Consider the following 9,283-nt stretch of genomic DNA (forward strand, 5'->3'; position numbering starts at 1 on the left):
GACGTGATGGGCAGAAATACCCACTTTGACGGCACGGGCCTTGTCGCCTGTGCCGTTTTTCCTAGCCGGACGAAGCCCATGACCCAGCGCGATTTCATGATCGGATACGGCTCCATCCTCAGCCGTCAGAGCCGGCAACGCTCGGGGCTGACGGGTCCTGCGCTCAAGGTGGATCTCCTGGGCTGGCGGCGGGCTTGGTCGGTTCGCTATCGCGATGAGGCCTCGACCTATCTCGGCCTGGTCGAGGATGAAGCAGCGCGCCTGCATGCGGTACTCGTCCCCGTGGACATCAACCCGCACATGCGCCATCGCGAGCGCGGCTATTCCTGGACCGCAGTGGAAGGGTCAAAACTGCGCGTTGAGGGCGAGATGCCGGACGGGCGGTTCTGGATCGTGGTCAACCACGCCCATGAGCCGGCTGATGCCGACCACCCGATCCCGCAAACCTATGTCGACACCTGCCTGATCGGTGCCCTGGAAACCGGCGGAGAGGCCATGCTGCGGGACTTCATCGCCATGACCGATCACTGGGATACGCACTGGGTCGATGACCGGTTCGAACCGGTCTATCCGCGCCGAGCGCCGCTGGACCGGGACAGCCAGGCCATGATTGATGACCATCTGCATGATGCCGGCGTGCTGCGGCATCGCTCGCGGCGCTAGATCAGGCGTTGCGGCATGACCGGAGACTCGCTGCGCTGGCGGCGATGCATCCAGCTGCCTTCCACCGGATCGGACCGGTAATCCTCTGCCATGGCTTCGGCCTCGCAGGCTATATGCTCAACCGCCGAGATAATGCGGGCGACCTCGTCCTGGCTCATCGCCCAATGCAGGCTGAGACGACACCAGCCCGGTCGCGCGCCCGTCTCACCCGACAGGACGCGGCGACGGATGTCGGCCGTTTCGGCCTCACTGATCTGCAGCAGGTCATGACCATAAGGCCCGGCGCAGGAACAGCCGGCCCGCGTCTGGATGCCATAGAAATCATTGAGCAGGGCCGTCACCAGCCGCGGCGAGATCCGGGCACCCTCCGCATCGAGGATATTGAAGGCGACAATGCCCAGCCGGCGCTCAGGGTCCGCCGGGCCGAGGATTTCGATGTTCGGATTGTCATGCCAGGCGGAGAAGGCCTGGCGCAGATAACGCCGCTCGCGCGCCTCGATCGTGTCGAATCCGACCTCCGCCTGCAGCTGCAAGGCCAGAGCAGCCCGGACGATTTGCGGCAGTCCCGGCGTGCCGGCCTGTTCGCGCGCCTCGACATCCTCGATAAAGTCATGCCCGCCCTTCCAGACATAGCGCACGGTTCCACCGGCACACTGGGTCGGCGGCAGGTCTTGCCGGTAGAGCGCCTTGTTGAGCGCCAGCACGCCGCAGGCCCCCGGCCCGCCAATGAATTTGTGCGGAGAAAAGTAGACCGCATCAATCGCCGCCATCGGGTCGCCCTTGGGGTGCATGTCGATCTGGCGATAGGGCGCACTGGCGGCACAGTCGAGGCACAAGACCGCGCCATGCTGGTGCAGCAGGCGGGCTAGCGCAGGCACATCGGTTTCCACTCCGGTGACATTGGACGCCGCTGAAAAGGCGCCGATCTTCTGCCGGGTGACATAGGCCGGGTCGCTCAGTGCGCGCTCGAGAGCCGCGAGGTCGATCCCGCCACTCCTGTCGAGCGGAATAGAGACGACCTCAGCGAGGCTTTCGCGCCAGCTGAGCTCATTGGAGTGATGCTCATAGGGGCCGACAAAGACCACAGGCCGGTTGGCGGGCTTGGCGCCGAGACGCTGGGCGGTCGCGGGCGGCAGGACCAGACCGAGAATTTCCTGCAATTTGTGGATCCCCGCCGTTGCACCCGACCCGCACAGGATCAGGGCGTCATCCTCGGACGCATTGATTGACGCCTTGATCCGGGCGCGCGCCTCATGCAGCCATTGGCCAGCCCGGCGACCGGTCAGGCTGTCAATGGAATGGGGATTGGCATAATCAGCCATCAAGCGGTCGATCTGCCGCTCAACCGTCACAAGACCCCGGCCTGAGGCCGTATAGTCGGCATAGAGCAGGCCATGCTCGCCTACCGGTGTGCGGATCATCTGCCCCTGCCCGATCAGCGCCGTGCGGATGCGTTCGACGGGATCATTCGAGCTTTCGGTGAGAATTGTGCGGTCCATGGTCACTCCGGGGTTGAAATGCCATTGGAACAGATTTTCCGGAGCGCTTTTCACCTATTTCTGCTATATCGAGGGAGTTTTTTGGTGACTTTCACCCAATTCGGCGGACTTCGTAGTGCTTGATGACACCGATCAGCGCATATTGCGCCATATTCAGACCAATTCAGATCTCTCGATTCAGGCCCTGGCAGACGCCGTTGGTTTGAGCGCCACGCCGACGACGCGGCGGCTCAAACGGCTCGAGGAGGCCGGATTTATCCGCAAACGTGTCGCCTTGCTGGATCCGGACAAGCTGGGACTGAACGCGACCCTTTTCGTTTCCATCCGCACCAGCCGGCACGATGCGGAATGGCTGGAGCGCTTCTCCAAGGGCGTGGAACGGATGCCGGAAGTGGTCGAATTCTACCGCATGGGCGGCGATATCGACTATCTGCTCAAGATCTGCGTTCCGGATGTGAAGGACTATGACGAGGTCTACAAGAAGCTGATCGCCATCGCGCCCCTCTCCGATGTCAGCGCCAGCTTCGCCATGGAGGCGATCAAGAATACGACAGAATTGCCGCTCTGACGCCGCCCTGCCGCGACGCAAGAAGATCGCCCACCCAACTCAGCCAATCCTGAGTCGCGCCAGACTTGATAAGGGGCTGTTATCCGGCGCTGTAATTTGCCTCCAATACCAGAGGATTTTGATGAGGCTTGCGGCAGGCGCACCCCCACTTGCCGGGCCGCGGAAAGCACAGGGTGGAGCAAGTTATTTCCTATGATCTTGCAGTAGGTTGCAGTTAACGACCTTGGGCGATTTTGGACTCGCTCGATACGCGCCTCCCTCCCGCACGGTCGAGCTTGACCGGGCCGTCTGATCTCGCCCCGGGTCCGGATCTACGCCCTGCCTTTCCCCCAAGGCGGGGCGTTTTCATTACCGCACAGAACGCTATCGACCCGGCCGGTCCGCCGGTATGCTCACCTCATGACGGTCCTGGTTTACCCCCCCGCCTCGCCCTTTGCGCCGCATGATGCGCGACTGGTTGTGGGTGAGCGCATCTACCCCGCGGCAATTGGCCGGACCGGTTTGATTGCGGAGGCGGAAAAACGCGAGGGCGACGGCGCGACCCCGGTTGGACAATACCGCTTGCTGGCCGGTTTCTATCGCGCCGACCGGATCGGTGAACCGCAAACCGCCGGCCTCAAGATGACCGCGATCCAACCCGGTATGGGCTGGCAGGACGATCCGGCATCACCGGACTATAACAGCCTCATCATGGACGATTATCCCTCCGATGGAGACGAGCGCTTCCTGCGCGAGGACGGGCGCTATGACATCCTGATCGTACTCGACCACAACGCCGCCTGGCCGCATCCGGAGGCCCGCCCGCCGGACTGCCCGGCCAAGCCGGGGGCCGGCTCGGCCATCTTCCTGCATGTCTGGAATACGGACAACGGCCAGCCCACCGGCACTGCCGGCTGCGTCGCGGTGAGCCGGAAGGGCTTGCTGGAGGTATTGAAGACCTGCACCGCAAAAACGCTGATCGATATCCGCAACAGCGAGTAGAGCGCTCAACGCCGGCGGATCAAAGCGGAACTGTCTAAAGAGTAATGGCGCACCGGGGAGGATTCGAACCCCCGACCCCCAGATTCGTAGTCTGGTGCTCTATCCAGCTGAGCTACCGGTGCAGGCCGTGTCCGGGGCGAGCCCCGAAGAGGCGCGGAACCTAGCGGCGCGTCCCGGCATTGGCAAGAGGCCGTCCATGCGAAAAACACATGAATCGCAGAGCCGGTACGGCTAGCCCGCCGCGCTCGCCGCATGTACGCCGCGGGCGATGGCCCGGGCCAGGCAATCGGCCGCCAGCGACCCCAGTCGCGTGAGCGTGAAATCACCGCCCTCGCCCAGCTCGCGACGGGCCGTCGACAGGGCAAAGACCACATCGCCATCATAGGGCGTGTGCACCGGGCGGATGGCGCGGGCGAACCCGTCCTGGGCCATGATCGCAAGGCGCTGAGCCTGGGGCGGGGTCAGGGCGGCGTCGGTGGCGATGCAGGCGATCGTCGTGTTTTCACGCGGGGCAGGGTTGAGCTTGGCAGCGCCCCAGTCTTCCGGGGCGAAGGTATGATCCGCCGCAGCCCGGACACCGCCGAACTCGCCGTTGATCTCGTAGGGCCAGGCCCAATAAGCCTCGGAGCCGGGCACTTTGACCGAGCCAAACGCATTGACACAGACCAGGGCGGCTACAGTGAAACCGTCCTCGGTCACGATGCTGGCCGAACCGGTGCCGCCGCGATGCGTCCCGGCCATGGCGCCGAAGCCCGCTCCGGCTGCGCCAAGAGCCACCGAGGTTGAAACCGCCGCGAGGGCCTCGCGTCCGAGCGCCTGATAGGGCGGTTCGGCGCCCCAGTCCTTCTCGCCCCCATTGGCGAGGTCGTAGAGAATGGCGCCAGGCACGACCGGAGAGACCGGCACACCCTCGCGCGCAATCAGCGAGAAACCGCGGCCGCTGGCGCCCAGCTCGGCGGCCACACCATCGGCCGCAGCCAGGCCGTAGGACGAGCCCCCGGAGAGCACCACGGCATCCACCGCGTCAACCAGGGTATGCGCCGCCAGCGCGTCAGATTCGCGCGTACCCGGCCCACCGCCGCGCACATCAACCGCACAGACTGCGCGCTCATCGGGCACAATGACGGTGACACCGGTGCGTACCCGGGCATCATGCGCCTGACCCACACGGAGCCCGGCGACATCGGTCAGCGTGTTGTTTTCCCCCGGTAAAGCCATCAGCGCCCTCTTAACTGTTGCAACGCGGCTGCTATGGTGACGAGACAATCCGCAGGGGCAAGTCTCATGATTCGAATTTTGCTGTCCGCCACAGCTCTTACCACGCTTGCCGCACTGGCGGCCTGTAGCCCGCAGGCGGCAGAACCGCCCGCACCGACAGACACGCCAACGCCTGCCCTGGCAGGGCCGGCCATGATCTCCGCGGCTAATCCGCATGCGGTGGAAGCGGGGCTTGAAGCCTTGCGCAATGGCGGTGACGCCATCGATGCGGCGATCGCCGTGCAGAGCGTGCTTGGCCTCGTGGAACCGCAAAGCTCCGGTCTCGGCGGCGGGGCGTTCCTGCTCTATCTCGACGCGCAGACTGGCGATCTCACGGTCTATGACGGCCGTGAAACGGCGCCCGCCAGCGCCTCGCCGGACCTCTTCCTCGACGAGGACGGGACACCGCTGGGCTTTTTCCAGGCCGTCTTCTCGGGCCATTCCATCGGCGTTCCCGGCGCTGTACCGGCCCTGCACGCGGCGCATGCGGACCATGGCAGCCTGCCCTGGGCAGACGGGTTTGATGCCGCAACCCGGCTCGCCGATGAGGGATTTGAAATCTCACCGCGCCTGGCCGGTTTCATCGAACGGGTCGCACCGCGCACACCGCTGGATGAATGGGACGCACCGCGAAACTATTTCTTCGACGCCGAGGGCAATCCCTTGCCGGAAGGTCATTTGCTGACCAATCCGGCCTATGCCCAGACAACGCGGGACCTCGCTGCCAATCCGCGCGCCCTGCATGAGGGCCGCATCGCCGAGGAGATCATCGCCGCGGTGCGCGACGAGCCGCGGCCGGGCGGGCTGACGCTGGAAGACCTGGCCGGTTATGAAATCGTCGAGCGGTCACCGCTGTGCCGGCCCTATCGCCAATACCTGGTCTGCAGTGCTCCGCCGCCGTCTTCCGGCGGTGTGACAGTGAACCAGATCCTGGGTCTGCTGGAACGCTATGACATGTCGGCGACCGGGCCTGACACGCTGGAAGGCTGGCGCCGCTTCATTGAGGCCAGCCGCCTCGCCTACGCCGATCGTGACGCCTATGTCGCGGATGCTGATTTCGTCACCGTCCCGGTCGAGGGCCTGCTCGACGCCGACTATATCGCCGATCGTTCCAGCCTGATCGAACGGGAAGATGCCATTCCCTCAGCAGCCCCCGGCATTCCCGAGGGCGTTGATCAACCTGGCGCAGACGCCACGCCGGACAGTCCAGGCACGAGCCATTTCGTCGTGGTCGACAGTGATGGTGATGTGGTGTCCATGACAACCACGGTGGAAAGCGTGTTCGGCAGCCATCGCATGGCCGGCGGTTTCTTCCTCAACAACCAACTCACGGATTTCTCCCGCAACCCGGTCAATGCTGACGGCGCCCTTGTGCCCAATGCGCCGGACGGCGGCAAACGCCCCCGCTCCTCGATGTCGCCCACTATCGTGTTCGATGAAAATGGCGAGTTCGTTCTGGCCACCGGCTCGCCGGGCGGCTCCTCAATTATCGCCTACACCGCCAAAACACTGGTCGCCATGCTCGACTGGGGCCTGCCCCCGCAGCAAGCCATCGACTTGCCCAATATCGTGGCGCGCGGCGATGTCGTGCGCATCGAGGCCGGCATGGATATCGAGCTGATCGCCGGCTTGCAGCAGCTCGGCTTCGAGCTCGACGCCAATCGCGGGGAGAATTCCGGCATTCATATCGTGCGGCGGCTGGAGGGCGGCACGCTGATCGGGGGAGCCGATTCACGGCGCGAAGGGATTGTGGGGACGCCCTGAGGCGGCGGCTGACGCCCCTATCCGGCCTGCACCGGCAGGATCACACCGAAGACGGTGCCCTCATCACCGGTCTTCACCAGGACAAGATCCCCGCCATGACCGCGGGCCAATTCACGGGCAATGGTCAGGCCAAGCCCGGTCCCGCCCTTGCGGGTTGAGGCGGTGAAGGCCTTGAACAGGTTGGCGCGGGCCTTGTCCGGAAGGCCGGGACCGGTATCGCGCACCCAGATATGCAACTGCCCCTGCTGCAGCTGCGCCGAGGCCGACAGCCGGCGCCTCGCTTCGTCCTGGCCGCTCATGGCCTGGATGGCATTGCGGAACAGGTTGAGCAGAATGCGGTGGGCATGGTCCGGATCGGCCTCGACCTCGATCATGGCATCAATCTCATTGTGCCAATCCACCTCGCCTTCCGACAGACGCGCATCCTCAGCCGCTTCCTCAACCAGGTCACGGATCTGAACCGGCCGGCGTTGCGGCGGGATATCCTCGGCGCGGCCATATTCGAGCGTCGCCTGGCACAGTCGGACGCCGCGATCCACAGCGCGCACGAGACGCTCCCCCATCTTGCGTACGCGTTCATCACTGTCCATTGCCAGCCGGTCGGACAAGAGCTGGGCGCTGGCCAGCACATTGCGCAGGTCGTGATTGATTTTGGCGACCGCCTCACCGAGCGCAGCGAGACGTTCGCGCTGTTGCAGCGCCTGGTAAATCTCGCCCTGCATACGGGCCAGTTCCGCCTCGGCGCGGCCAATCTCATTGCGGCTTCCCGACGGCGCGATGCGGCGAGTGGGATCGCCGGGGTCGTCGCGGAAATGCATCATCGCGCCTGCCAGCTGGCGCATGGGCCGAACGAAGAGGAAGAACATGGCGAGGTAGATCACTCCACCCAGCAAACCGGCGACACTGATGAAATAGGCCAGCAGGCGCGCCGAATAGGCGCTGAGCTCGTTCTTGAGCTCCTGCTCGAGGATGATCAGATCAATCGACTCGTCCGGCCGGCCCTGCGGCATGGCGCGAATGCGCAGCAGGCGACCTTCCGGCGCCCAGAGCGCATCAACCGTGTCGACGAGGTGATCCACCCAGTTGGCCTTGCGCAGATCGGTCTGCACCTGCACGCCCTGGATCTGCCCGCGATAAAGTACCAGCTCATTGCGCCCGTCGCGGACAAAGGATACAGCGATCATCTGTTCACCAAGCAGGCGATCCACCGTCATGTCGGCAATTCCGCCGGCATCTTCGGCGACATCCGCCGCCAGCGAGGCGCGATAGGCCAGCTCGACCTCGCGCTCCATCCAGTCGAGGCGGTGCACGGCCATGGCCGGGAAATAGACCAACACCAGACCAAGGGCGGAAAGGCTGACAATAACCATCAGCAACTGCCCCGGCAGACTGTCGAGCAGACCCCGGCAGAGGGCCTTCACCACACCAAGGGCGCGCAAAAGGGGGCCGGATTCGGCGCCGGGATTGGATCGGTCAGACGAGCTCATACTCTCTGGCGCTTAGCCCAGCACGCACATGGCCGCAAGGCAGGCGTTAGCGGTTATTACGCCAGCGGCGGTGCAGCAAGGGAACAAAAGCCAGCAAGATCGACATGGCCAGCACAATGAGGAAGGAGGGACGCTGCAGATCTGACCAGCCCGGCGTGACGCCGGCATCCAGGAGCTCCCCCAACCCGGCCCCGATATTGATATAGAGCAGGGTCGCCGGAACCGTTCCGATCAAAGTGCCCAGCGTATACTGGCGCAGCCGTGCGCCCAGAAGGGCCGCCGCGACATTGACCAGGAAGAAGGGCACCGGGACCATTCTCAGGAAAATGATGTAGGTGAAGTCATTGAGTCTGAAGCCGGCGGCGAACTTGCCGATACGTCCGTCAAAGCGATGATGAAACCGCTCTCCGGCCACATAGCGGGCGATGAGGAAAATATTCGTCGCTCCAACCGTCACACCAATCAGTGATACGGGAATCGCCCATATCGGCCCGAGCAGATAGCCCGCCCCGATCGTGAACCAGAGCGCCCCGGGCAAGGAGATGGTCACGGCCATCACATAGAAGAGGGTGTAGGCCGCTGCGGCGAGGAGCGGATGGTCGGCAATCCGGTCACTCCAGCTCTGCCGGTTTTCTCGCAGCAGCTCAGCCAAACCCTGTGGCGTCAGCCCAGCCATCAGGGCAGAGACCAGGATCGCCGCGATCAGCACGAGCATGAAAACCTGGCGCCAATGGCTAGTCAGGAATGCTTGAATTCTGGCCCACATCATGCGCTTTGTCCGGCGGCCCATCGCCCAACTGCGACGAAACCGGGCATCGCATGTGATAATTGCCGCGTCCAGACTTGACGTGAGCCCGGTCGGCGCGTAATGACCGCCGCTCTTTATTTCTACGCGATGGAGCGCCACCGTGAAACGCACATTCCAACCGTCCAAGCTCGTCCGCAAGCGTCGGCACGGTTTCCGCGCGCGCATGGCCACGAAGGCTGGCCGCCAGGTTCTGGCACGCCGCCGGGCCAAGGGTCGCAAGCGCCTGTCCGCCTAAGGACTATGATCGCGCCGCCGA

General features: G+C 64.2%; 9 protein-coding genes and 1 tRNA gene. 5 read left to right on the forward strand and 5 right to left on the reverse strand.

Translation table 11 applies throughout. The features are described from left to right. Positions 1–78 precede the first annotated feature (78 nt). The gene (locus Q1V51_RS07930) at positions 79–663 is read left to right on the forward strand and encodes a hypothetical protein (RefSeq protein WP_300555056.1); all 585 of its coding nucleotides are present in this window, start codon (positions 79–81) and stop codon (positions 661–663) included. On the opposite strand, the gene Q1V51_RS07935 is transcribed toward Q1V51_RS07930, so the two are convergent. Next, complete coding sequence (locus tag Q1V51_RS07935) at positions 660–2,162, reverse strand: aminotransferase class V-fold PLP-dependent enzyme (RefSeq protein ID WP_300555059.1); 1,503 nt, start codon at positions 2,160–2,162, stop codon at positions 660–662. The genes Q1V51_RS07930 and Q1V51_RS07935 overlap by 4 nt on opposite strands. Before the next feature lie 115 nt (positions 2,163–2,277). On the opposite strand from Q1V51_RS07935, the gene Q1V51_RS07940 reads away from it, so the two are divergent. After that, entirely contained in the window at positions 2,278–2,730 is a 453-nt protein-coding gene (locus tag Q1V51_RS07940) for an Lrp/AsnC family transcriptional regulator (RefSeq protein WP_300555062.1), read from the forward strand. A 399-nt stretch (positions 2,731–3,129) separates the two neighbouring features. After that, positions 3,130–3,711 (forward strand): L,D-transpeptidase family protein, encoded by a 582-nt coding sequence (locus Q1V51_RS07945; RefSeq protein WP_300555064.1) that lies wholly within the window; start codon positions 3,130–3,132, stop codon positions 3,709–3,711. 45 nt (positions 3,712–3,756) lie between these two features. Here the strand turns inward: Q1V51_RS07945 and Q1V51_RS07950 are convergent. Both Q1V51_RS07950 and Q1V51_RS07955 read right to left on the reverse strand, forming a co-directional pair. Continuing rightward, positions 3,757–3,833 (reverse strand) — tRNA-Arg (locus Q1V51_RS07950). Between the two features lie 109 nt (positions 3,834–3,942). Further along, entirely contained in the window at positions 3,943–4,929 is a 987-nt protein-coding gene (locus tag Q1V51_RS07955) for a P1 family peptidase (protein WP_300555067.1), read from the reverse strand. A gap of 66 nt (positions 4,930–4,995) precedes the next feature. Here Q1V51_RS07955 and ggt point away from each other — a divergent pair, with 66 nt between their 5' ends. Then, the gene (ggt, locus tag Q1V51_RS07960; protein ID WP_300555070.1) at positions 4,996–6,732 is read left to right on the forward strand and encodes a gamma-glutamyltransferase; all 1,737 of its coding nucleotides are present in this window, start codon (positions 4,996–4,998) and stop codon (positions 6,730–6,732) included. A gap of 17 nt (positions 6,733–6,749) precedes the next feature. On the opposite strand, the gene Q1V51_RS07965 is transcribed toward ggt, so the two are convergent. Then, positions 6,750–8,219 (reverse strand): HAMP domain-containing sensor histidine kinase, encoded by a 1,470-nt coding sequence (locus Q1V51_RS07965; RefSeq protein ID WP_300555072.1) that lies wholly within the window; start codon positions 8,217–8,219, stop codon positions 6,750–6,752. Between the two features lie 46 nt (positions 8,220–8,265). Beyond that, positions 8,266–8,988 carry a VTT domain-containing protein gene (locus Q1V51_RS07970; protein WP_300555075.1) on the reverse strand — a complete coding sequence of 241 codons (723 nt, stop codon included), beginning with the start codon at positions 8,986–8,988 and terminating at the stop codon, positions 8,266–8,268. A gap of 139 nt (positions 8,989–9,127) precedes the next feature. Here Q1V51_RS07970 and rpmH point away from each other — a divergent pair, with 139 nt between their 5' ends. Then, a complete protein-coding gene (gene rpmH, locus Q1V51_RS07975; RefSeq protein WP_236955547.1) occupies positions 9,128–9,262 on the forward strand; it encodes a 50S ribosomal protein L34 in 135 nt (44 codons plus the stop codon). Positions 9,263–9,283 lie beyond the last annotated feature (21 nt).

This window comes from Maricaulis sp., assembly GCF_030149235.1.
Taxonomy (GTDB): Bacteria; Pseudomonadota; Alphaproteobacteria; order Caulobacterales; family Maricaulaceae; genus Maricaulis.

Excerpts from the sequence above, each read along its gene's own strand:
- Q1V51_RS07930 (WP_300555056.1), top strand. The coding sequence starts at position 79 with ATGACCCAGCGCGATTTCATGATCGGATACGGCTCCATCCTCAGCCGT.
- Q1V51_RS07935 (WP_300555059.1), bottom strand. The coding sequence starts at position 2,162 with ATGGACCGCACAATTCTCACCGAAAGCTCGAATGATCCCGTCGAACGC.
- Q1V51_RS07945 (WP_300555064.1), top strand. The coding sequence starts at position 3,130 with ATGACGGTCCTGGTTTACCCCCCCGCCTCGCCCTTTGCGCCGCATGAT.
- Q1V51_RS07955 (WP_300555067.1), bottom strand. The coding sequence starts at position 4,929 with ATGGCTTTACCGGGGGAAAACAACACGCTGACCGATGTCGCCGGGCTC.
- ggt (WP_300555070.1), top strand. The coding sequence starts at position 4,996 with ATGATTCGAATTTTGCTGTCCGCCACAGCTCTTACCACGCTTGCCGCA.
- Q1V51_RS07965 (WP_300555072.1), bottom strand. The coding sequence starts at position 8,219 with ATGAGCTCGTCTGACCGATCCAATCCCGGCGCCGAATCCGGCCCCCTT.
- Q1V51_RS07970 (WP_300555075.1), bottom strand. The coding sequence starts at position 8,988 with ATGATGTGGGCCAGAATTCAAGCATTCCTGACTAGCCATTGGCGCCAG.